The sequence below is a fragment of the Streptomyces sp. NPDC031064 genome, assembly GCF_055570965.1.
The window spans coordinates 632,857-653,933 of record NZ_JBVIGF010000003.1; the positions used below are offsets into that span (position 1 = coordinate 632,857).

22 protein-coding genes are annotated in these 21,077 nt (G+C 74.3%); 12 read left to right on the plus strand and 10 right to left on the minus strand.

Features of this window, described 5'->3' with window-relative positions; translation table 11 throughout:
• Positions 1-47 precede the first annotated feature (47 nt).
• Both ACZ46W_RS13915 and ACZ46W_RS13920 read right to left on the minus strand, forming a co-directional pair.
• Positions 48-1,022: an acyl-CoA dehydrogenase family protein gene (locus ACZ46W_RS13915; RefSeq protein WP_468336256.1), complete on the minus strand. Its 975-nt coding sequence runs from the start codon at positions 1,020-1,022 to the stop codon at positions 48-50.
• Complete coding sequence (locus ACZ46W_RS13920; protein WP_468336259.1) at positions 1,022-2,149, minus strand: acyl-CoA dehydrogenase family protein; 1,128 nt, start codon at positions 2,147-2,149, stop codon at positions 1,022-1,024. Before ACZ46W_RS13920 ends, ACZ46W_RS13915 begins: the two co-directional genes overlap by 1 nt.
• A 45-nt stretch (positions 2,150-2,194) precedes the next feature.
• On the opposite strand from ACZ46W_RS13920, the gene ACZ46W_RS13925 reads away from it, so the two are divergent.
• The 5 genes from ACZ46W_RS13925 (at position 2,195) to ACZ46W_RS13945 (ending at position 6,918) form a co-directional block, all read left to right on the plus strand.
• Positions 2,195-2,977 carry an SDR family oxidoreductase gene (locus ACZ46W_RS13925; protein WP_468336262.1) on the plus strand — a complete coding sequence of 261 codons (783 nt, stop codon included), beginning with the start codon at positions 2,195-2,197 and terminating at the stop codon, positions 2,975-2,977.
• Positions 2,978-2,992: 15 nt separating this feature from the next.
• A complete protein-coding gene (locus ACZ46W_RS13930; RefSeq protein WP_366130165.1) occupies positions 2,993-3,610 on the plus strand; it encodes a TetR/AcrR family transcriptional regulator in 618 nt (205 codons plus the stop codon).
• Positions 3,611-3,623: 13 nt separating this feature from the next.
• Positions 3,624-4,781 carry an acetyl-CoA C-acetyltransferase gene (locus tag ACZ46W_RS13935; RefSeq protein ID WP_468336266.1) on the plus strand — a complete coding sequence of 386 codons (1,158 nt, stop codon included), beginning with the start codon at positions 3,624-3,626 and terminating at the stop codon, positions 4,779-4,781.
• Between the two features lie 176 nt (positions 4,782-4,957).
• Positions 4,958-5,161: a cold-shock protein gene (locus tag ACZ46W_RS13940; RefSeq protein WP_005318814.1), complete on the plus strand. Its 204-nt coding sequence runs from the start codon at positions 4,958-4,960 to the stop codon at positions 5,159-5,161.
• Positions 5,162-5,286: 125 nt separating this feature from the next.
• Entirely contained in the window at positions 5,287-6,918 is a 1,632-nt protein-coding gene (locus tag ACZ46W_RS13945; protein ID WP_468336269.1) for a DEAD/DEAH box helicase, read from the plus strand.
• 39 nt (positions 6,919-6,957) lie between these two features.
• On the opposite strand, the gene ACZ46W_RS13950 is transcribed toward ACZ46W_RS13945, so the two are convergent.
• The 5 genes from ACZ46W_RS13950 to ACZ46W_RS13970 are packed head-to-tail and all read right to left on the minus strand — an operon-like array spanning position 6,958 to position 11,234.
• Positions 6,958-7,836, minus strand: a complete 879-nt coding sequence (locus ACZ46W_RS13950; RefSeq protein WP_468336272.1) for a tyrosine-protein phosphatase — start codon at positions 7,834-7,836, stop codon at positions 6,958-6,960.
• On the minus strand, positions 7,833-8,894 hold the full coding sequence (locus ACZ46W_RS13955; RefSeq protein WP_468336274.1) for an NAD(P)H-dependent flavin oxidoreductase: 1,062 nt from the start codon (positions 8,892-8,894) through the stop codon (positions 7,833-7,835). The genes ACZ46W_RS13950 and ACZ46W_RS13955 overlap by 4 nt, the downstream gene beginning before the upstream one ends.
• Complete coding sequence (locus ACZ46W_RS13960) at positions 8,894-9,634, minus strand: CoA-transferase subunit beta (protein WP_468336276.1); 741 nt, start codon at positions 9,632-9,634, stop codon at positions 8,894-8,896. Before ACZ46W_RS13960 ends, ACZ46W_RS13955 begins: the two co-directional genes overlap by 1 nt.
• Complete coding sequence (locus ACZ46W_RS13965; RefSeq protein WP_468336280.1) at positions 9,631-10,482, minus strand: CoA transferase subunit A; 852 nt, start codon at positions 10,480-10,482, stop codon at positions 9,631-9,633. The genes ACZ46W_RS13960 and ACZ46W_RS13965 overlap by 4 nt, the downstream gene beginning before the upstream one ends.
• Complete coding sequence (locus ACZ46W_RS13970; RefSeq protein ID WP_468336283.1) at positions 10,479-11,234, minus strand: enoyl-CoA hydratase family protein; 756 nt, start codon at positions 11,232-11,234, stop codon at positions 10,479-10,481. Before ACZ46W_RS13970 ends, ACZ46W_RS13965 begins: the two co-directional genes overlap by 4 nt.
• Positions 11,235-11,301: 67 nt before the next feature.
• On the opposite strand from ACZ46W_RS13970, the gene ACZ46W_RS13975 reads away from it, so the two are divergent.
• The 4 genes from ACZ46W_RS13975 (at position 11,302) to ACZ46W_RS13990 (ending at position 13,818) form a co-directional block, all read left to right on the plus strand.
• Positions 11,302-12,069, plus strand: a complete 768-nt coding sequence (locus ACZ46W_RS13975; protein ID WP_468336286.1) for an SDR family oxidoreductase — start codon at positions 11,302-11,304, stop codon at positions 12,067-12,069.
• A gap of 1 nt (position 12,070) precedes the next feature.
• Positions 12,071-13,000 (plus strand): SDR family oxidoreductase, encoded by a 930-nt coding sequence (locus tag ACZ46W_RS13980; RefSeq protein ID WP_468336289.1) that lies wholly within the window; start codon positions 12,071-12,073, stop codon positions 12,998-13,000.
• A gap of 156 nt (positions 13,001-13,156) precedes the next feature.
• Positions 13,157-13,543: a guanyl-specific ribonuclease gene (locus ACZ46W_RS13985; RefSeq protein WP_468336291.1), complete on the plus strand. Its 387-nt coding sequence runs from the start codon at positions 13,157-13,159 to the stop codon at positions 13,541-13,543.
• A complete protein-coding gene (locus ACZ46W_RS13990) occupies positions 13,537-13,818 on the plus strand; it encodes a barstar family protein (protein WP_468337014.1) in 282 nt (93 codons plus the stop codon). The genes ACZ46W_RS13985 and ACZ46W_RS13990 overlap by 7 nt, the downstream gene beginning before the upstream one ends.
• A 30-nt stretch (positions 13,819-13,848) precedes the next feature.
• Here the strand turns inward: ACZ46W_RS13990 and ACZ46W_RS13995 are convergent, their stop codons facing one another.
• Positions 13,849-15,519: an ankyrin repeat domain-containing protein gene (locus ACZ46W_RS13995; protein WP_468336294.1), complete on the minus strand. Its 1,671-nt coding sequence runs from the start codon at positions 15,517-15,519 to the stop codon at positions 13,849-13,851.
• A 57-nt stretch (positions 15,520-15,576) separates the two neighbouring features.
• Complete coding sequence (locus ACZ46W_RS14000; RefSeq protein ID WP_468336297.1) at positions 15,577-16,479, minus strand: hypothetical protein; 903 nt, start codon at positions 16,477-16,479, stop codon at positions 15,577-15,579.
• A gap of 226 nt (positions 16,480-16,705) precedes the next feature.
• Here ACZ46W_RS14000 and ACZ46W_RS14005 point away from each other — a divergent pair, with 226 nt between their 5' ends.
• A complete protein-coding gene (locus tag ACZ46W_RS14005) occupies positions 16,706-17,479 on the plus strand; it encodes a serine protease (RefSeq protein ID WP_468336300.1) in 774 nt (257 codons plus the stop codon).
• A gap of 63 nt (positions 17,480-17,542) precedes the next feature.
• Here ACZ46W_RS14005 and ACZ46W_RS14010 read toward each other — a convergent pair whose 3' ends face one another.
• Positions 17,543-19,534 (minus strand): glycoside hydrolase family 35 protein, encoded by a 1,992-nt coding sequence (locus ACZ46W_RS14010; protein WP_468336303.1) that lies wholly within the window; start codon positions 19,532-19,534, stop codon positions 17,543-17,545.
• 137 nt (positions 19,535-19,671) lie between these two features.
• Between ACZ46W_RS14010 and ACZ46W_RS14015 the strand changes: the two genes are divergently transcribed.
• Together ACZ46W_RS14015 and ACZ46W_RS14020 are read left to right on the plus strand one after the other, a co-directional pair.
• Entirely contained in the window at positions 19,672-20,559 is an 888-nt protein-coding gene (locus ACZ46W_RS14015) for a helix-turn-helix domain-containing protein (RefSeq protein WP_366130148.1), read from the plus strand.
• 11 nt (positions 20,560-20,570) lie between these two features.
• Positions 20,571-20,888, plus strand: coding sequence for a chorismate mutase (locus tag ACZ46W_RS14020; protein WP_468336306.1), 318 nt, complete (start codon positions 20,571-20,573; stop codon positions 20,886-20,888).
• Positions 20,889-21,077 lie beyond the last annotated feature (189 nt).

Consider the following 21,077-nt stretch of genomic DNA (forward strand, 5'->3'; position numbering starts at 1 on the left):
CCGCCGGTCCACCCGGCGGGCCGTACGCGGACCACACGGGGTGTGGCCTAGGCGTCATCGTCCAGCACCCGCTCCCGGCACCACGCGGGCGTGCCCCACGCGTCGCGGAGGGGGCGCGCCTTGCGGAGCCAGAGCGCCAGGTCGAGCTCCTCGGTGTAGCCGATGGCGCCGTGCAGTTGGAGCGCGGTGCGGGCGGCCCCGTACGCCGCCTCCCCGGCCGTCACCTTGGCGGCGGCGACATCGGGGGTACGCGACGAGAGGGCCGCCCCGTACAGCAGTGGCCGGGCGAACTCCAGCGCCAGCAGGGTGTCCGCCAGCCGGTGCTTGACCGCCTGGAACGAGCCGATCGCCGCCCCGAACTGGGTGCGCCGCCGGACGTACGCCACCGTCCGGTCCAGCAGCGCGTACCCGACGCCCAACGCCTGCGCGGCCGTCGCCAGCGCCGCCCACCGTGCCGCGTACCGTGCCGCCTCCACCACGTGCGGCCCCGCCGCGAGGACCTTCCCGCCGGGCGAGGGCCGCGCGAGCCGCCGTGCCGGATCGGCGCCCACCCGCACCGGACCCTGCCCGGGGGCCACCCGCAGCTCGTCACCCGCCACCACCAGGACCAGGTCGGCCGTGTCGGCGTCCAGGGCGTACCCCGACCCGATCGCCAGGGTGGCCGACAGTTCGCCCGCGGCGATGCCCGGCAGCCGGCGCTCGGCGGGCCCGCCGTCCCCCAGCCGGTCCAGCAGCGCCGCCACCGCGACCGTCTCCACCACCGGCCCGGGGACCGCGTGCCGCCCCAGTTCCACGAACGCCAGCGCCACCTCCAGCGGCAGCACGCCCAGCCCGCCCTCGTACGCCTCCGGCACCGCCAGGGCGAACACCCCGGCCTCCGCCAGCCGCGCCCACAGCGCACGCCCCGGGCCCGTGTCCCCGGCCGCCCACGCCCGTACCACCGACGGGGTGGCCGAGGCGGTCAGCATGGCGTCCAGCGACCGGGCGAAGTCCCGGTGCTGCTCGGTGAGGTGAAGCGGCATCAGCGGCGGCCCTTCGGCAGGCCGAGCAGCCGCTCGGCGATGATGTCCCGCTGGATCTCGTTCGTCCCGGCGTAGATCGGCCCGGCGAGCGCGAAGGTGTACCCCTCCGACCACGGGCCGTCGAACTCGCCCTCGTCGCCGAGCAGGTCGAGCGCCGTCTCGTGCAGGGCGATGTCGTACTCCGACCAGAAGACCTTGTTCAGGCTGGACCGCGCGCCCGTCCCCGGGCCGGCGGACGCGGCGAGTTCCGTGAAGAGCCGGTACGCCCGCGCGCCGATCACCGCGTCCGCCACCCGGTCGCGCACGCCCGGGTCCCGTCCGCGCTCCCGCCACAGCCGCACCAGCCGGTCGGCGGACGCCAGGAAGCGGCCCGGGGAGCGCAGCATCAGACCGCGCTCGTTGCCGGTCGCGGCCATCGCGATCCGCCAGCCGTCCCCGGGCGCGCCGATCACGTCCTCGTCCGGGACGAACACCCCGTCCAGGAACAGCTCGGCGAACGCCGGCTTCCCGTCCAGCCGGGGAATCGGCCGCACGGTCACCCCCGGCTCGCGCAGCCCGAACATCAGGTACGTCAGGCCCTGGTGCGGCCTGGCCGCCGCCGGGTCCGTACGGAAGATCCCGAACGCCCGGTCGGCGAACGCGGCCCGTGACGACCAGGTCTTCTGCCCGTGCAGCAGCCAGCCGCCGTCCGTGCGGACCGCCCGGGAACGCAGCGAGGCGAGGTCCGAGCCCGCCTCGGGCTCGGACCAGGCCTGCGCCCAGACCGTCCGGCCGCTCGCCATCGGCGGCAGGACGCGGGCTCGCTGCTCGTCCGTGCCGTGGTCGAAGAGGGTCGGGGCGAGCAGGCTGACGCCGTTCTGCGAGACCCGGCCGGGCGCGCCCGCCGCCCAGTACTCCTCCTCGAAGGCCAGCCAGTGGAACAGGTCCACGCCCCGCCCGCCGTACCGCTCGGGCCAGGTGACCGCCGACCAGCCCCCCGCGTGCAGCTCCGCCTCCCACGCGCGGTGCGCCTCGAAGCCCTCCGCCGTCTCCAGCGACGGCAGCGGCTCGGGCGGTACGTGCGCGGCCAGCCAGACCCGGGCCTCGTTCCGAAGGGCCTGTACGGAATCCCGCGCGGAATCCTCCATGGCGCCACCTTCCCTAACAAGCGTTTGGCAGGTTAGCGTACGGCCATGAACAGCGTCGAGTACGTGCCCGGACACGGCCTCCTCGCCGGGCGCAGCGCGGTCGTCACGGCCGCCGCCGGAACCGGGATCGGCGGCGCCACCGCACGCCGCTTCCTGGAGGAGGGCGCACGGGTCCTGATCAGCGACGCGCACACCCGGCGCCTGAAGGAGACCGAACGGGCGCTCGCGGAGGAGTTCGGGGCCGCCGCCGTCGCCGCCCAGCCCTGCGACGTCACCGAAGAGGCCCAGGTCCAGGCTCTGTTCGCGGAAGCGGTACGGCTCCACGGCGCACTCGACGTGGTCGTCAACAACGCCGGCCTCGGCGGCACCGCGCACCTCGCCGACATGACCGACGACCAGTGGACGCGGGTCCTGGACGTGACGCTGAACGGCACCTTCCGGTGCACCAGGGCGGCGCTGAGGCTCCTCCGCGAACAGGACGGCGGCGGGGTCGTCGTCAACAACGCCTCCGTCGTCGGCTGGCGCGCCCAGGCGGGCCAGGCCCACTACGCCGCCGCCAAGGCCGGCGTCATGGCGCTCACCCGCTGCGCGGCGATCGAGGCCGCCCCGTACGGCGTCCGCGTCAACGCCGTCGCCCCGAGCCTCGCGATGCACCCGCACCTGGTGAAGGTCACCTCCGCCGACCTGCTGGAGGAGCTGACCGGGCGGGAGGCGTTCGGGCGGTACGCCGAGCCGTGGGAGGTCGCCAACGTCATCGTCTTCCTGGCCAGTGGTTACTCCTCGTACATGACCGGCGAGACCGTGTCCGTCAGCAGCCAGCACGCCTAGGACCACAATGTCCCCGTGCCGAAGCAGACGAAGAAGCCCCAGGTGACCGCCCCCGCCCCCGAACGGCGCGCCGAACTCCTCGCCACGGCGGCGGAGGTGTTCGCCGCACACGGCTACAACGCCACCACCGTCCGGAAGATCGCCGACGAGGCCGGCATGCTCGCCGGCAGCCTCTACTACCACTTCGATTCCAAGGAATCGATGGTCGACGAGATCCTGTCCGACTTCCTCGACGAGCTGTGGACCGGGTACGACGCCGTCCTCGCCGCCGGGCTCGGGCCGCGCGAGACCATCGAGGCGCTCGTCACCGAATCGTTCCGCGAGATCGACCGCCACCGCGCCGCAGTCGCCATCTACCAGAAGGAATGGCGCCACCTCGCCACCCAGCCCCGCTTCCAGTACCTCTCCGACTCCCAGGTGAAGTTCGAGAAGGCGTGGCTCGGGACGCTGGAGCGCGGCGTCGCCGCCAGGGTCTTCCGCGCCGACCTGGACGTCCGGCTCACCTACCGGTTCGTGCGCGACACCGTGTGGGTGGCGGCGTCCTGGTACCGGCCGGGGGGCCTGCACAGCCCGGAGGAGATCGCCCGCCAGTACCTGTCGATGGTGCTGGACGGAATCGCCGTACGAACGTAGAGGAGCTGGAGACATGGCCGAGGCCTACATCGTCGAAGCGGTACGCACCCCCGTCGGCCGGCGCGGAGGCGGCCTCGGCGCCGCCCACCCCGCCGACCTCGGCGCCCACGTCCTGAAGGCCCTGGTCGACCGCTCGGGCGTCGACCCGGCGGCCGTCGACGACGTCGTCTTCGGCTGCCTGGACACGGTCGGCCCGCAGGCCGGCGACATCGCCCGCACGGCATGGCTGGCGGCCGGGCTGCCCGAGGAGGTGCCCGGCGTCACCGTCGACCGCCAGTGCGGCTCCTCCCAGCAGGCCGTGCACTTCGCCGCGCAGGCCGTCATGTCCGGCACCCAGGACCTGGTCGTGGCGGGCGGCACCCAGAACATGACGATGGTCCCGATCGCCTACGCCTCCCGGCAGGCCGCCGTCCCCCTCGGCCTCGACCAGGGCCCCTTCGCCGGCTCGGAGGGCTGGCGCGCCCGGTACGGCGACGCGCCGGTCAACCAGTTCGCCGGGGCGGAGATGATCGCGCGGCAGTGGGGCATCACACGGGCGGACCAGGAGGAGTACGCCCTCGCCTCGCACCGGCGGGCGGTCCGCGCGACCGACGAGGGGCGCTTCGCCCGCGAGACCGTGGCGTACGGGGCGGTCACGGCCGACGAGGGCCCGCGCCGGGACACCAGCCTGGAGAAGATGGCCGGGCTGAAGCCCGTCCTGGAGGGCGGCACCGTCACCGCCGCCTGCTCCTCCCAGGTCTCCGACGGGGCGGCGGCGATGCTGCTGGCGAGCGAGCGGGCCGTCGTCGCGCACGGGCTCACGCCCCGGGCCCGTATCCACCACCTGTCCGTACGCGGCGAGGACCCCATCCGCATGCTGACGGCGCCCATCCCGGCGACCGCGCACGCCCTGAAGAAGACCGGGATGACCATCGGCGACATCGACCTCGTCGAGATCAACGAGGCGTTCGCCCCGGTCGTCCTCGCCTGGCTCACCGAAACGGGCGCCGACCCCGACCGGGTGAACGTCAACGGCGGCGCCATAGCCCTCGGCCACCCCCTGGGCGCCACGGGCGTCCGCCTCATGACCACGCTCCTGCACGAACTGGAGCGCACCGGCGGCCGGTTCGGCCTCCAAACCATGTGCGAGGGCGGCGGCCAGGCGAACGTGACGATCATCGAGCGGCTGTAGCGGGGATCCGGCGTGCCTGGTTGCGGAGGGCCTGCCGGGATGGTGTGCTACGGTTGTCCACGTTGCAGTTTTGGTACCCATGAACTTTATGTGCGCCTGACGGGAATGTTCCTCAGGCGCATTATTGTTTTACCGGCTTTCTCCGGATGGGGCCCCGACACCATCAGGAGATAATTATGGCCACCGGTACCGTGAAGTGGTTCAACTCGGAAAAGGGCTTCGGCTTCATCGAGCAGGACGGCGGCGGCGCCGACGTCTTCGCCCACTACTCCAACATCGCCACCTCGGGCTTCCGTGAGCTCCAGGAAGGCCAGAAGGTGACCTTCGACGTCACGCAGGGCCAGAAGGGCCCGCAGGCGGAGAACATCCTCCCCGCCTGATCACCGGACACACAGCACCGGTATCTCGCAGCCGGGACCCGCACCATGCAGTCGCAGGTGCGGGTCCCGGCTTGTGCTGTGCTCAGGCCCTGCACAGGCCTGCTCAGGCCAAGGAAGGCAAATGTATGACGACGACTCGACCCGAACGCCCCGCCCGTAAGCGCCCCGCGCGGTCCGGGAACGCGGATTCCGCGCGCTCCGGAAACGGCAAGGCAGCCGGAAACGGCAGGACGGCCGGAAACGGCAAGGCGCCCGCCCGCGGCACCGGCAACCGCGCCACCGTCGCGCCCCCGCGCGAATTCACCCTGCCGGAAACCGCCACTCCCGCGCTGCCCCCGGTCACGGCCTTCGACGACCTCGACATGCCGGCCGCCCTCCTCAAGACGCTCACCGCCCAGGGCGTCACCGAGCCGTTCCCCATCCAGGCCGCCACCCTCCCGAACTCCCTCGCGGGCCGCGACATCCTCGGCCGGGGCCGCACCGGGTCCGGCAAGACCCTCGCCTTCGGCCTCGCCCTGCTCGCCCGCACCGCCGGCCGCCGCGCCGAGCCCAAGGCCCCGCTCGGCATGGTCCTGGTCCCCACGCGTGAGCTCGCGCAGCAGGTGACCGACGCCCTCACCCCGTACGCGACCTCCGTGCAGCTCCGGATCGCCACCGTCGTCGGCGGCATGTCGATCACCCGGCAGGCCGGTGCGCTGCGGCGCGGCGCCGAGATCCTGGTCGCCACCCCCGGCCGCCTCAAGGACCTCATCGAGCGCGGCGACTGCCGCATCGACCAGGTGTCGGTCACCGTCCTGGACGAGGCCGACCAGATGGCCGACATGGGCTTCCTCCCGCAGGTCACCGCGCTGCTGAAGCAGGTCGAGCCGGACGGGCAGCGCATGCTGTTCTCCGCCACGCTCGACCAGAACATCGACCGGCTGGTGCGGATGTTCCTCACCGACCCCGTCGTCCACTCGGTCGACCCGTCGGCGGGCGCGGTCTCCACCATGGAGCACCACGTCCTGTACGTCGCCGACGAGACCGACAAGAAGGCCGTCACCGCGCGCATCGCGGCCCGCGACGGCCGGGTGATCCTCTTCCTGGACACCAAGCGCTCCGTGGACCGGCTGGTCAAGCGGCTCCTCGCCAGCGGCGTACGGGCCGCCGGCCTGCACGGCGGGCGCTCCCAGCCGCAGCGCAACCGGACCCTGGACCAGTTCAAGAACGGCCAGGTCACCGCGCTCGTGGCGACCAACGTGGCGGCCCGGGGCATCCACGTCGACGACCTCGACCTCGTCGTGAACGTCGACCCGCCCACCGACCACAAGGACTACCTGCACCGAGGCGGCCGCACCGCCCGCGCGGGCGAGTCCGGCAGCGTCGTCACGCTCGTCCTGCCCGAGCAGAAGCGCGACATGACCAAGCTGATGTCCCACGCGGGCATCACCCCGCGCGCCGCCCGCGTCAAGTCGTCCGACGAGGAGCTGGCCCGGCTCACCGGCGCCCGCGAACCGTCCGGCATACCGGTCACCATCGAGGTCCCGCAGCCGGCCCAGCCCGCCGCGCAGACCTCCGGCAAGCCCGGGCGGCGCCGCCGCCCCCGCCGCGGCGGCCAGGGCGGCGGCACCGGCTCCGGCGCGGCGACGGCCGCCGGCGCGAGCACCCAGGCGGGCGCACCGCGCCGCCGCCGTGCCACCACCGGCGGCGGCACCACCGGCTCCGGCGCGGGCGCGGGTCGCCCGAACGGGCGCGGCGGCCGCCGCACCGCCGCCTAGGCCGGGCAGGGGCCGGGGCGGGGGCCGGTCCCCGGCCGCTCAGCCCACGAGCTGGGCCCGGAGCGCCGCGAGTGTGCGGTGGTCCAGGCCCAGCCCGGCGGTCAGGTACCGGTACAGGCCGCCGTACACCTCCGACACGGCCGCCAGCGCCGCGTCCAGGTACTCCGTCCGCACCTCCTGCAACGGAATGATCAGGTCGGGGTTCTGCATCAGCCCCGCCTGCTTCAGGTACGCCCGCAGCGCGGCGTCGTACGCGGCGCGGTAGGTGTTCGACGCCAGGTAGTCCGCCACGGCCGTCCGCTCCGGTACGCCGAGCGCGGTCAGCAGCAGCCAGCTCGTCCAGCCGGTGCGGTCCTTGCCGGCCGTGCAGTGGTAGAGCAGCGGGGCCCGGCCCGCGGCCGCGACGTCCCGGAGCGTGGCGCCGAACTGCGCCCGGTTGTCGGCGCTGGTGACGAAGGTGCGGTACACGTCCCGCATGAACGCCGCCGCCCTGCCGCCGCCCAGCAACTCCTCCTGCCGGACCGGGTCGGCCGACCCGATCGCGCTGCGCAGGCGCGCGTACAGCCCGTTGTCGGTGACCGGGCGGGAGACCGGCGTGAGGCCGTCGGGCAGGCGGTCGGCCCCGTCGTACTGGACCTCCAGCGGGATACGGAAGTCGATGACCTTCGCCAGGCGGAGGCCGGAGAGGGTGGCCAGGTCGGCGTCGGTGAGCCGGTTCAGCGCGTCGGCCCGGTAGACCAGGCCGGGGCGGACCGTCTCGCCGTCGTAGGTGAGGTGACCGCCCAGGTCGCGGACGTTGACCGCGCCCTGGAGCGGGATGTGACGGCCGGCGGTGCTCGCCTTGGCGGCCGTCCCCGTGGCCGCGAGGAACGCGACCGTCGTCGCGGTGGTCAGGAGTGTGCGTCTCGTCAGGTTCATGGACCGGCTCCTTCGGGTGAGGGCAGGGAGCGGAGCACGTGCTGTGTCTCGGACATGACGCGCCGGACGAGGTCCTCGCAGCTCGGAAGGTCCTCGATCACCCCCGCGACCTGCCCCGAGGCCATCACGCCGAGGTCGGTGCGGCCCTCGACCATGGACGCCCGCAACAGCACGGGCGTGTTCGCGGCGAGCAGGACCTGGCTCCACGACAGGTCCTTGCCGCGCTTCATGGCCCGCCCGTCCCGGACCATCCGCGCCCACGACAGGCCGGACAGTTTCCGGAACCGGGCGGCCCGCCGTACTGCCTCCGCCAACGCCCGTACGCGGCCCGCGCGTTCGAGTGAGGTGACGAAGCCGGTACGCAGCATGCGGTGCGGCAGCCCGTCGACGGCGGTCGTCACCGTGACGTCCCGGACCGTCGCCGCCAGGTAGGCGGCCTTCACCGGGCCGGGGACGGGCGAGTCGGAGGTCAGCAGGAAGCGGGTGCCCATGGCGATGCCCGCCGCCCCGTACGCCAGCGCCGCCACCAGCCCGCGCCCGTCGTGGAAGCCGCCCGCCGCGACGACCGGGACGTCCACGGCGTCCACGACCTGGGGGAGCAGCACGGACGTGGCCACCTCGCCGGTGTGACCGCCGCCCTCGGCGCCCTGCGCGATCACCGCGTCCGCGCCCCACGCCGCGACCTTCTCGGCGTGGCGGCGGGCCCCCACGGACGGGATGACCACCACGCCCGCGTCCTTCAGCTCGGCGATCAGCTCCCGCGAGGGCGCCAGCGCGAACGAGGCGACCCGTACGCCCTCCGCCACGATGATCCGCACCCGTTCCCGGGCATCGGCCGCGTCCGCCCGCAGATTGACGCCGAACGGCGCGTCCGTGCGGGACTTGACCTCGCGGACCGCCGCCCGCAGCTCGTCGGTGGTCATGGTGGCGGAGGCCAGGATGCCGAGCGCGCCCGCCCGGGCGGTGGCCGTGACCAGGCGCGGGCCGGCGACCCACCCCATGCCGGTCTGGACGATGGGGTACCGCACACCCGTCAGCCTGGTCAGCGCGGTGTCCATCAGGCCTTCACCTCGCGCTCCCGCGTACCGTCCGGGTCCAGCACCTCGCGGATCAGCCGGAGCTCCTCGGCGGCCGGTTCACGGGTGTACGGCACGTCGTCGGCGACCGCGAGCGGGAAGCCGGTCGCCGCCCGGACCTCCTCGACGGTGACGCCCGGGTGGACGGAGACCAGCCGCATGGAGCGGTCGGGCGTCGCGAAGTCGAAGACCCCGAGGCCGGTGACCACGCGCGGGACGCGGTGGAAGCGGGCTCCGGTGGCGGCCGCCCGGTCGTACCCGACCCCGCACACCATGTCGACGCACTCGACGAAGACGCGGCGCGAGTGGCGCGGCACCCAGTAACTCGTCGGGTTGTTGAGGGTGTTGACGGGCGCGCCGCGCACGCCGAGGAGCTGGCGGGCGGGCCGGGACCAGTCGCCGATGCAGGAGATGTTCTGGTTGCCGTACCGGTCGAGCTGGCTCGCGCCCATCATCACGTGCCGCCTGCCGCCGGTGACCAGCTCCAGGTGGCGCCGGTAGGGCAGCCAGCCCTCGACGGTGCCGTCGGGGCGGACGAGCATCGCCTCGCCGTCGGTGAGGAGCAGGTCGGGGGAGAAGGTGAGCCGGGCGAGCCGGGCGCCGAGCGAGGGGATCAGGCCCATGGGGCTCGCGAGGACCTCGCCGTCACCGCGCCAGGCCTCGGCGCACGCGACGACGCAGTACTCGGCACGGGAGGGACGGGACGCACGGGACGCGGTCATCGGTCCTCCTCCCGCCAGGCCTGGACGGCCGCCTGGTACGCGCGCTCGCTGCCGCCCGACAGGAAGCGGTCGGCGAACTCGGGCCAGGGCGTCGTCGCGTACAGCTTCTGGAACGCCTCGTCGCGCCCGTGGTCGGGGGCGCAGGAGGTGAAGTGGGCGCCGTTCGGCGTCTCGACGACCCCGGTGACGTACTGGCGCTGGATCAGCAGCGTCTGCGGGGCGGCGCCCTTGAGGAGCTCGGCGGTCCCGACGAGCCGTTCGCACGAGACGTACGCGGTGTCGGCGGCCTGGCAGAACAGGTCGTCGAAGTAGGGGTCGGGGCCCAGGTACTGGCCGTTGCCGAGCCGGTCGGCGCGGTTGACGTGCACGAGGGCGGCGTCCATGCGCAGCGCGGGCACGGCGGTGAACTCCTCGCCGTCCTCGTACGGGGACCGCACCGTGCGCAGCCCCGGGTTGACCCGCATGACGTCGGAGCCGAGCCCCGCGCGGACGGGGAGGAAGGGCAGCCGGTGGGCGGCGGCCGTGAGGCCCCACATGACCATGGCCTCGTCGTACTCCGTCAGTTCGAAGGCGCCGCGCTCGCGGGCCGCCCGGAAGTGCGGCTCAAGGGGGATCGAGTCCAGGGTGGCGAAGGCGGTGACGAGCCTGCGGATACGGCCGGCCGCGGCGAGGAGGCCGACGTCGGGACCTCCGTACGAGATCACCGTGAGATCGGTGATCCCGGACTGGAGCAGTGCGCGCACCAGGGCCATGGGCTTGCGGCGCGAGCCCCAGCCGCCGATGCCGATCGTCATGCCGCTGCGCAGCCTCGCGACGGCCTCGTCGGGTGTCATCGTCTTGTCGGTCACGGCGTCGCCCGGTCCTTCCCGAAACTGTCGCGTACGCGGTCGGCGGCCCCGCTCAGGCTCGCCTCGAAGGTGAAGCCCTGCTCGAAGCGGTAGCTGCGGCGTACGTCGACGGGGTCGATCCCGTTGATGGCCGCCTTGGCGAGCCGCAGCAGGGCGCCGTCCTTGCGGGCGATCTCCCGGGCCAGGTCCAGGGCGGCGCGGGACAGTCCGTCGCGGGGCACGACCCGCCAGACCGACCCGTGGGCGTGCAGTTCGGCGGCGGTGGCGGTGCGCGAGGTGTAGTACAGCGCCCGCATCAGGTGCTGGGGGACCAGCCGGGCCAGGTGGGTGGCGGCGCCGAGGGCGCCCCGGTCCAGCTCCGGCAGCCCGAAGGTGGCGTCCTCGGAGGCCACGATCGCGTCCGCGTTGCCGACGAGCCCGATGCCGCCGCCCAGGCAGAAGCCGTGCACCGCCGCGACGACCGGCACCTCGCACTCGTACACCGCCGAGAACGCCTCCGCGCAGGCCCGGTTGACCCCGATGAGCGCTCTGCGGTCCGGGGTGTCGCGCTGCAACTCCTTGATGTCGACGCCCGCGTTGAAGCCCCGACCGGCGGCGGCCAGGACGACACAGCGCGTGTCCGGGTCCCGCCCGGCGGCGCGCACGGCGTCGGCCAGCTCGTACCAGCCGCGTACGGGAAGCGCGTTGACGGGAGGGAAGTCGGCTTCGACGACCGTGACGCCCTTGTCCGGGCTTGTGGTGGAGACACCCATGAGCGGATCAGCTACCTTTCCACCAAACATTTGTTAGGCGCTGTTCTGGTGAGGAAGGTAGCAGCGGATGGAGCTGGACGGGAGGGTCGCGGTCGTGACCGGCGGCACGAGGGGCGTCGGCGCGGGCATCGCCCGGGCGTTCCTCGCGGCGGGCGCCCATGTGGTGGTGTGCGCCCGGCGGCCGCCGCCGCAGCCGGTCGAAGCGGCCGGCTCGCGCCGGGCCGAGTTCGTGTCGCTCGACCTGCGCGAGGCGGCCGCTGTCCAGGGGGTCTTCGCGGCCGTGGTGGCGTCCCACGGGCGCCTGGACGTGCTCGTGAACAACGCGGGCGGCACGCCGTACCGCCCTCTGGCCGAAGGGACCGCCGAGCAGCACGCGCGCGTGGTGGGGCTGAACCTGCTCGCCCCGCTGACCGCGTCCCTCGCCGCGTACGAGCACCTGCGGGCCGCCCGGGGCTCGGTCGTCATGGTCGGCAGCGTGAGCGGGACGCGCCCCTCGCCCGGCACGGCGGCGTACGGCGCGGCCAAGGCGGGCCTGGAGAACCTGGCCCGTTCGATGGCCGTGGAGTGGGCGCCGGAGGTACGGGTGAACACCCTGACCCTCGGCATGGTCCGCACCGAGCTGGCCCACCTGCACTACGGCGACGACACCGGCGTCGCGGCGGTCGCCCGCACCGTCCCGCTCGGGCGGCTCGCCGAGCCGTCGGACGTGGGTGACGCGGCGGTCTTCCTCGCCTCCGACCGCGCCGCCTACATCACCGGGGCGTCGCTCCACGTCCACGGCGGCGGCGAACGCCCCGCGTTCCTGGACGCCGCGACCGCCAACAAGGAGACCTGACATGACCGTGGAAGAACGTGCCGGTATCTGCGCGGGCCGGGTCGTCGCCGTCACCGGCGCCGGCCGGGGCCTCGGCCGCGCCCACGCGCTCGCCTTCGCCGCCGAGGGCGCCCACGTCGTCGTCAACGACCTGGACGTCGGCCTGGACGGCACCCCGGCGGCCGACGGCCCCGCCCGGCGGGTGGTGGACGAGATCCGGGCGGCCGGCGGGGAAGCCGTCGCCCACGGGGGCGACGTCGCCACCACCGAGGGCGCCGCCTCGCTCGTCGCCACCGCCCTCGACGCCTTCGGACGGCTCGACACGCTCGTCAACAACGCGGGGTTCCTGCGCGACCGGATGCTCGTCAACCTCGGCGAGGACGACTGGGACGCCGTCGTGCGCGTCCACCTCAAGGGCCACTTCCTGCCCCTCAGGCACGCCGCCGCCCACTGGCGCGCCGAGGCGAAGGCGGGCCGCACACCCCGGGCCCGGGTCATCAACACCAGCTCCGGCGCCGGGCTCCTGGGCAGCGTCGGCCAGGGCAACTACGCCGCCGCCAAGGCCGGCGTCCTCGCCCTCACACTCGTCGCGGCCGCCGAACTCGCCCGCTACGGCGTCCAGGTCAACGCCCTCGCCCCGGCCGCCCGCACCCGCATGACGGAACGGACCTTCGCCGCCACCATGGCCGCCCCCCGCGACGGCGGGTTCGACGCCATGGCCCCCGAGAACGTCTCCCCGCTCGTCGTCTGGCTCGGCTCCGGCGAGCCGAGCGAGGGCGTCACCGGCCGGGTCTTCGAGGCGGAGGCGGGCCGCATCACCGTCATGGAAGGCTGGCGCCCCGGCCCCACCGCCGACAAGGCGGCCCGCTGGACCCCCGCCGAAGCGGGCGCGGCCGCCCGCGAACTGCTCACCCGCGCCGAGCCCCCGCAACCGGTGTACGGGACCCGGTAGTACACCGGCTCACCCCTGTGCCCGGGGCGTGGCGGCGACGGCGTACCAAGACGACGTTCACCGTCTCACCCCGTAAGTGTCGGACACGTCAACATCCGGGAAACACAACGGACTTGGCGTTGACGTGACCACATCTACACGCGTCATCATCGGCGTATGCGAATCCCCCCACGGTTCACCCTGCTCGGCGGCGCGGCCGCGCTGCTGTCCACCCTGCTCGTCGGCCCGGCGGCCGCCGTCCCCACCACGGCCGCCGCCGTCGGCGACATCTGCTACTCCGCTCTGCCCTCGCAGGCACACGACACCCTGCGCCTCATCGAGAGCGACGGCCCCTACCCCTTCCCCCAGGACGACACCGTCTTCCAGAACCGCGAAGGCATCCTGCCGAGCCGGACCACCGGCTACTACCACGAGTACACGGTCATCACCCCCGGCTCGGACACGCGCGGCGCCCGCCGCATCGTCACCGGCGAGGCCGACCGGGAGGACTACTACACCGCCGACCACTACGAGTCCTTCGACCTCGTCGACCACACCTGTTGAGCGTGTACGTGATCGAGGGCCGCCGGGTCACCGCACTGGCCGACTTCTGGCAGGCCATCGGCGAAGCCGTGAACGGCCCCGGCGGCTACTTCGGCCGCAACCTCGACGCGTTCGCGGACTGCCTGAGCGGAGGGTTCGGCACACCCGAGGACGGCGACTTCACCGTCGAGTGGCGCGACCACGACGTCTCGCGCCGCGCCCTCGGGCCCGCCCTCTTCGACGAGCTCGTGGAGATCATGGAGGAGCGGGCGCCGGGAGCGCTCCGGCTGCGCTGACCCTTCGTGGCCGGGCCGGCGGCCGGACGCTCAGCGGCCGCGCGGCAGCGTGTGCTCCAGGCGGCGCCTGTTGTGCTCGTCCCTCACGTGTACGAGCGCGGCCTCGGCGATGCCGCGGGCCGAACCGCCCGGAGCCTCGCTGCCCAGGATGCGCGCCAATACCTCCAGGGCACGGTCGTCCTGACGCATCGCCAGGCCCCGGGCGGCCTCGGCGGCCGTGTCCGCGTCGGAGTCGTCCAGCCGGGCGGCCAGGGCCTCCCGCAGGGCGGGGGAGTCGTCCGGCACCTCCGCGAGCGCCAGGGTCGCCCAGTCGCGCACCTCGCACTCCGCGTCGCGGCTCAGCCTGATCAGGGCCTCCACGCCCTCGCGGTGCCCGGCCGGGACCAGCCCGGTGAGCGCGACGGCCACCCCGCGCCGTACCCCGGCGTCCGGGTGCCCCGAGTGCCGGAGGATCTCGGGCAACGCGGCCGGGTCCCCGATCTGCCCGAGCGCGGCCACGACGGCCGCCACCAGTTCCGCCTCCCGCGCCTCCCGCGCCACCTCCCGCAACACCGGCAACGCCCGCCCCGCGAACGGCATCCCGGGCAGGTGGCGGTCCCTGTCGACGCGCCTGCCCCGTGCTTCCGTCCCGCCCCGCGTGGGCCGCCGGGTGCCGTCCCCGTCGCCCTGACCCTCGCCGCGGTCCTGACTCTCACCGCGGCCTTCGCCCTCACTGCCGCCCTCGCCGTGGCCCTCACGCTCACCGCCGCCCTCGCCCTCGCCGCGGCCGAGCTGGGCCAGGACGTCCACCGCGAAGGCCCGGCGCAGGGGGTCGTCGCTCGCGGTCCAGGCGACCGCCGCCCGGAACGTCTCCTCGTCGCCCGCCCGCCACAGCGCCCGCACCGACTCGATCCAGTCGTCCTGCCCGGGGTCACCGCAGCGCAGCGCCCGCGCGGCCAGCTCCTCGTGCCCGGCGTGGACGCCCAGCGCGGCCTCCAGGAGCGTGACGATCGCCGCGTGCCCGGTCTGCTGTTCGGCGCCCGCGCCGGGCACCCCGTCGCGCAGCAGCTCCACGACGACGGTCACCCCGCCGTCCTCCGGGACCCGCCGGGTGTCGATCTCGTACTCGCCCGGCCCGTACGCCTCGACCAGGTTCCGCCGCAGAGCCTCCGCCACATCCGTCGCGGCCCACCACCGCGCCTCGCGCAGCGCCTCCTCCAGGCCCGGCGCGCCCCGCTCCAGCAGCGCCCGCACCACGGAGGGCGAGCCGCGCCGGGCGGCGGCGACCAGCGGCAGCTCCCCGCCGGGCCCCGGCCCGGGCAGCCCGGGGTCGGCCCCGTACTCCAGCAGGGCCTCCACGGTGTCGGCGAACCCCTGCCGTACCGCCCACGCCAGCGCGGTGAACCCGAACTCCTCCCGCTGGTCCGGCCGCGCCCCGGCGGCGAGCAGCGCCCGCACCACACCGGTGTGCCCGCCGCAGGCGGCGCCGCACAGCGGCAGGTCACCGCCGCGCTCGCCGCTGCCCCGCCCGGGGTCGGCCCCGGCGGCGAGCAGCAGCCGCGCGATCCCCGCGTGGCCGCTCACCGCGGCCAGGTAGAGCGCGGTCTCCCCGTCCCCGTCGGCCGCCTCGGCGGGCACGCCCGCCCGCAGCAGGCGGACCATCGCGTCCTCGTCGCCGTCGTGCACGGCTTCGAACAACGCGTCCTCCATGTCCTTGGTCATGGTCCGACCTTCGCCCGCCGCGGCCGGGGCCGCCAAGTCAATTTCGCCCCGGGCGTCTTATGTGTCGCATTCCAGTACGGTCCGGCACAGTCCGCAGCGGGCCCGCACCCGCCCCCGTACCGGAACCCTGATGCGCTGCTGGCAGGTGGGGCAGGGGAACGACACCCGCAGCGCGGCGTCCCGCCCGCCGCCCTCGAAGGCGTACGCGAGCCCCGGCCCGGGGGCCGCGCCCGGCCCGTGGTCCTGGGCGTGCCGGCGGTCCCTGGCGTACCGGTGGCGGCCCGCCCAGCCCGCCGCCGTCAGCGGGGGCTGCCGCCCGTCGCGCAGCGCCAGCGCCCGCCCGTCGGTGTACGCGCCGTACCCCTGCGGGCTGGTGAACCACGGCGACGGGTCCTCCCCGAACGCCAGCGCCCGCTTGGCCAGCACGTACCCGAACTCCTCCGGCGTCAGGTAGCCCAGCTTCTGACTCGACACCGCGTCCTGGCGGTAGGCGTCCAGCAGCAGCCAGCCGGCCCCCAGGTACGTCGCCACCGTGTCGGTGAGGATCTCGTTGTCCCGCGTCCCGGGGAAGCTCAGGCCGAGCCGGTGCAGCAGCACGTGGGTGATCTCGTGGGCGAGGGCCGCCCCGATGTCGCGGCGATGGGTGCGGAACCGGTCGTTCAGTTCGATGAAGTACTCCGGGCCCGCCGCGAGTTCGACGCTCGCCGCGTGCGTCATCTCACGGAAGCTGACGATCATGCGTGCGTCCGGCAGCCGCAACTGCTGCACCAGCGCGTGGGCCACCCGCTGCGCGCCCAGGTGCAGGTCGTCGTCGTCCGCGAAGGCCACGTCGGCGGGGGCGACGCTGATGGCGTACGCGTACAGGCCCTCCTGGGTCAGCCGCCGGTACAGGGCGGTGATCGACGCCCGCACGGTGTCGATGTGCGGGTAGCCGTGCACGACCTCACTGCCGTTCGCCACGTCCCTGCCCCCATGTGCGACGTCGACCCACTTCCACTGTACGGGCCTCCTCCGGTCCGCTCCTGGAGTCGAAGGTCAGTGCGATGGCCGAAAACACGGCCTTGTCGCGCCGTCGGCGGCCTCCGGATAATCCGGGACACGCCTTGACGGGCCCATGTCATAGAGCTGCCTGCCGGCAGGGGTCCGTCGTGCGCGCAAGGCTCAACCCCCCACGAAAGGCAGACAGTTGTCCAAGCTTCTTCGCGCCATCAAAAGATGCGCCGCGGCCGGCGCCGTCGTCCTCGCCGCGGTCAGCCTCCAGCCCACCTCCGCCCACGCGGCACCCGCGCCCGTCGTCGGTGGGACGACGGCCGCACAGGGCGAGTTCCCCTGGATGGTCCGGCTCTCCATGGGCTGCGGCGGCTCCCTGCTCACCCAGCAGATCGTGCTGACCGCCGCCCACTGCGTCAGCGGCTCCGGCAACAACACCAGCATCACCGCCACCGCCGGTGTCGTGGACCTCCAGAGCTCCAGCGCCATCAAGGTCCGCTCCACCAAGGTCCTCCAGGCGCCCGGCTACAACGGCAAGGGCAAGGACTGGGCCCTGATCAAGCTCGCCCAGCCGATCAACCTGCCCACCCTCAACATCGCGACGAACACCGCGTACAACAACGGCACCTTCACCGTCGCCGGCTGGGGCGCCACTCGCGAGGGCGGCCCCCAGCAGCGCTACCTGCGCAAGGCCACCGTGCCGTTCGTCTCGGACGCCACCTGCAAGCAGGCGTACGGCAACGACCTGGTCCCGGCCGAGGAGATCTGCGCCGGCCTGCCGCAGGGCGGCGTCGACACCTGCCAGGGCGACTCCGGCGGCCCGATGTTCCGCCGCGACAACGCCGGGGCGTGGATACAGGTCGGCATCGTGAGCTGGGGCCAGGGCTGCGCACGGCCCGACTACCCCGGCGTGTACACCGAGGTGTCCACCTTCGCCTCCGCCATCAAGTCCGCGGCGGCGAGCCTCTAGCGACGCGACAGGACACGGGGGGCAGGCCCGGCGGGGCCTGCCCCCTTCCCGCGCACAAGCCGCCTACACCAGCCGTACGGACGCCCCGGCGCCCTCCAGTTCCAGCACCCACACCTCGTTCGTCCCCTCCCGCAACACCGGCCCCGGCACGAACAGCGACTCCTGCGGGCCCACGCCCCAGTACCGCCCCAGACAGAACCCGTTCAGCCACACGAACCCCCGCGTCCACCCGGGCAGTTCCAGCGCCGCGTCCCCGGCCCCGGCCACCTCCACGACCATGCGGTACAACCCCGGCTCCCCGCCCGCCGCCGGTTCCCCGCCAGGCGCGGGCTGCCCGTCCGTCGCCGGTTCCCCGCCAGGCGCGGGCTGCCCGTCCGTCGCCGGTTCCCCGCCAGGCGCGGGCTGCCCGCCCGTCGCCGGTTCCCCGCCAGGCGCGGGCTGCCCGCCGGGTACGGGCTCTCCGCCGGGTACGGGAGTGACGCCCGGCACGGGCTCTCCGCCCGGCACCGGCTGTTCGCCCGGCACGGGGGTGCCGCCCGGCGCGGGGGCGACGACCGGCATCGGGGTGAACCGCACCTTCGCGACCCCGTCCGCCGTGAACGCGTCCACCCGCAGCCCCCGCGCCCGCACTCCGTGCACGTACTGCCGCTCGTGCAGCACCCCGCCCGTGATGCCCTTCGCCTCACCCAGGCGCGGCCCGTAATTGACCCGCCCCAGCGACTCCACCCACAGCTCCACCACCGCGGGCCCCGCCACCGGCTCGGCCAGCACCGCGTCCTCCGACTCCAGCACACCCGCCCGGACGCCGTCCACGTACACCACCGCCCGGTCCCTCAGGCCCGTCACCGTCAGCGGGTACGGCTGCCTCGGCCCCGGCACCTCCAGCCGGTAGCGGACCAGGCCCCGGTCCACACCGAGGTCCTCGAACGTCGGCGGCACCGGCCCGTCCCACTCCTCGTCGCCGAGCGCGTCCAGCACTCCCTCCAGCGGCGCCCACTCGTGCGGCACCGCCGCCACCCGGCCCGCCAGCCGCGCGGGCGGCGCCGGAACGGGCGGCAGCGGACCGGTCGCGTACCGCTCCAGCACCGACCGGAACGCCCAGAACTTCGCCGTCGGCAGCCCCGCCTCGTCGACCGGCGCGTCGTAGTCGTACGACGTCACCGTCGCCTCCAGCGCCCCGTCGTGCAGCGCGCCGGCCCGGTTCGCGCCCGCCCAGCCACCGAAGCTGGTCCCCCCGTGCGCCATGTACACATTCACCGACGCCCCGCACTCCAGGACCTCCGCCAGCGCCGCCGCCGCGACCTCCGCGTCCCGCACCGCACGCGCGTCGCCCCAGTGGGCGAACCAGCCGCACCAGAACTCCATGCACATCAACGGCCCCCGCGGCTGGTGCCGGCGCAACACCTCGAACGCCGCCCGCGCCCCCGACCCGAAGTTCACGGTGGCCAGCACACCCGGGATCGACCCGCCCGTCAGCATGTGGTCCTCGGGCCCGTCCGACGTGAACAGCGGCACGGTCACCCCGCACGCCGCCAGCAGGTCCGTGACGTGGCGCAGATAGCCCTGGTCGGAGCCGAAACTCCCGTACTCGTTCTCCGCCTGCACCATGATCACCGGGCCGCCCCGGTCGATCTGCCGCGCCACCACCTCGGGCAGCAGCGCGCGGAACCAGCGGTCCACGTGCACCAGGTACTCGGCGTCCTCCGACCGCACCCGCCGCCCCAACCGCCCCGTCAGCCAGTGCGGCAACCCGCCGTTCTCCCACTCGGCACAGATGTACGGGCCCGGCCGCACGATCGCCCACAGCCCCGCCGCCCGCACCGCGTCCAGGAACCGCCCCAGCGCCCCGACGTCCCGGTACCGCCCGGGTTCCGGCTCGTGGAGGTTCCACGGCACGTACGTCTCCACACAGTTCAGGCCCATCGCCCGCAGCATCGCCAGCCGGTGCTCCCACTGCTCCTCGTGCACCCGGAAGTAGTGCAACGCGCCCGACAGCAGCCGCACCGGCCGGCCGTCCAGCAGGAAATCCCGATCACCCACCGTGAACTCGCCCACGACCCCACCCATCTCCTGGTCACGTACCGCGACCAACTGTCGCCCTCTGGCGGTCGGCCGGTCCATGGACAAAGATCGGCGCTGATTGGACGCAAAAACGATTCGTTGATTCGTCGGTTCGTCGGGGAGGGCGGGGCATGTACCACACCTGGATGCGCTTCTTCACGCCGAGCCCGCTGCACACCCGGCTCGGCCTCACCTGCCTCGGCGTCGGCCTCCAGCACGGCACCCTGCCCACGGTCGGCCCCCGCACCCTCGACCACCACGTCGCCGTCGTGATCAACGCGGGCGGCGGCTGGTACCGGTGCCCCGACGGGCGCCGCCTGACCGTCACCGCCCCCGCGCTGCTCTGGCTCACCCCCGGCGTTCCCCACCACTACGCGCCCGACCCCGCGACCGGCTGGGACGAGGGCTTCGTCGACTTCACCGGCCCGGTCACCGCCACGTACACCGAGCTCGGCTACATCGAGCCCGACCGGCCGGTCGTCCCGCTCGCCGACGCGGGCCCCGCCCGCTCCGTCATCGGCCGCATCGCCCGGGCCGCCCGGCGCGGCAACCCGCTCCTCGAAGTGGAGACCGCCGCCGCCGTGCACGAACTGCTCGTCACCCTCCGCCGCGCCCGCGCCGACACCAACGCCGACGGCGACCCCGTCCTGGAGGCCCTCGCCCGCGACGCCTTCCAGCCCCTGTCGGTCGCCGAACACGCCGCCCGGCACGGCATGACACCCGCCGAGCTGCGCACCGCGGTACGCCGCGGCGCCGGGTGCAGCCCCAAGGACTTCCTCCTCGGCATCCGGCTCGGCCGCGCCAAGGAGCTCCTCGCCGGCACCGAGCTGCCGGTCGCCGCCGTCGCCCGCCGCGTCGGCTACGACGACCCCGCCTACTTCTCCCGCCTGTTCACCCGCCGTGTCGGCATGGCCCCGGTCCGTTTCCGCGAGCAGCAGGGCCGCACCGTACCCGGCGGCTGGAGCACCCGGATCCCGGATGCCGAACACCCCCCGACGATCATCACGGGACACGTCTAAGCTCGCTCACCATGAGCACCAGCGAGACCGAGGACTCCGTACGCGCCGAACTGACGCGGCTGCGCGAAAGCATCGACAACATCGACGCGGCGGTCGTCCACATGCTGGCCGAGCGGTTCAAGTGCACCCAGCAGGTCGGCCACCTCAAGGCCCGCCACCACCTGCCCCCGGCCGACCCCGAGCGCGAGGCCCGCCAGATCGCCCGGCTGCGGCAACTCGCCGAGAGCGCGAACCTCGACCCCGCGTTCGCCGAGAAGCTGCTGAACTTCATCATCGCCGAGGTGATCCGCCACCACGAAACGATCGCGGGCGGCCGCCCGGCGCGCTGAGCCGCAGCCCCACCCGCCCCTCCGCCCCCCCGCGAGGCCCCACCACGGCCGCCCGAAGCGCACGACCCGCCCGCCCCCCTCGACCGGACGCCGCCCCGCCGGGCGCCCACCCCGGCGCACCGACCCCGCTGAGGGGGCCGCCCCCCGCCCGGACACGCGCCCCCACGCCCCACCTGCCCCGCCACCGGA

What these genes read in the sequence shown, in the direction of transcription:
- ACZ46W_RS13915 (WP_468336256.1), bottom strand. Translation starts at nt 1,022, where the DNA reads ATGCCGCTTCACCTCACCGAGCAGCACCGGGACTTCGCCCGGTCGCTG.
- ACZ46W_RS13920 (WP_468336259.1), bottom strand. Translation starts at nt 2,149, where the DNA reads ATGGAGGATTCCGCGCGGGATTCCGTACAGGCCCTTCGGAACGAGGCC.
- ACZ46W_RS13925 (WP_468336262.1), top strand. Translation starts at nt 2,195, where the DNA reads ATGAACAGCGTCGAGTACGTGCCCGGACACGGCCTCCTCGCCGGGCGC.
- ACZ46W_RS13935 (WP_468336266.1), top strand. Translation starts at nt 3,624, where the DNA reads ATGGCCGAGGCCTACATCGTCGAAGCGGTACGCACCCCCGTCGGCCGG.
- ACZ46W_RS13940 (WP_005318814.1), top strand. Translation starts at nt 4,958, where the DNA reads ATGGCCACCGGTACCGTGAAGTGGTTCAACTCGGAAAAGGGCTTCGGC.
- ACZ46W_RS13945 (WP_468336269.1), top strand. Translation starts at nt 5,287, where the DNA reads ATGACGACGACTCGACCCGAACGCCCCGCCCGTAAGCGCCCCGCGCGG.
- ACZ46W_RS13950 (WP_468336272.1), bottom strand. Translation starts at nt 7,836, where the DNA reads ATGAACCTGACGAGACGCACACTCCTGACCACCGCGACGACGGTCGCG.
- ACZ46W_RS13955 (WP_468336274.1), bottom strand. Translation starts at nt 8,894, where the DNA reads ATGGACACCGCGCTGACCAGGCTGACGGGTGTGCGGTACCCCATCGTC.
- ACZ46W_RS13960 (WP_468336276.1), bottom strand. Translation starts at nt 9,634, where the DNA reads ATGACCGCGTCCCGTGCGTCCCGTCCCTCCCGTGCCGAGTACTGCGTC.
- ACZ46W_RS13970 (WP_468336283.1), bottom strand. Translation starts at nt 11,234, where the DNA reads ATGGGTGTCTCCACCACAAGCCCGGACAAGGGCGTCACGGTCGTCGAA.
- ACZ46W_RS13975 (WP_468336286.1), top strand. Translation starts at nt 11,302, where the DNA reads ATGGAGCTGGACGGGAGGGTCGCGGTCGTGACCGGCGGCACGAGGGGC.
- ACZ46W_RS13980 (WP_468336289.1), top strand. Translation starts at nt 12,071, where the DNA reads ATGACCGTGGAAGAACGTGCCGGTATCTGCGCGGGCCGGGTCGTCGCC.
- ACZ46W_RS13985 (WP_468336291.1), top strand. Translation starts at nt 13,157, where the DNA reads ATGCGAATCCCCCCACGGTTCACCCTGCTCGGCGGCGCGGCCGCGCTG.
- ACZ46W_RS13995 (WP_468336294.1), bottom strand. Translation starts at nt 15,519, where the DNA reads ATGACCAAGGACATGGAGGACGCGTTGTTCGAAGCCGTGCACGACGGC.
- ACZ46W_RS14015 (WP_366130148.1), top strand. Translation starts at nt 19,672, where the DNA reads ATGTACCACACCTGGATGCGCTTCTTCACGCCGAGCCCGCTGCACACC.
- ACZ46W_RS14020 (WP_468336306.1), top strand. Translation starts at nt 20,571, where the DNA reads ATGAGCACCAGCGAGACCGAGGACTCCGTACGCGCCGAACTGACGCGG.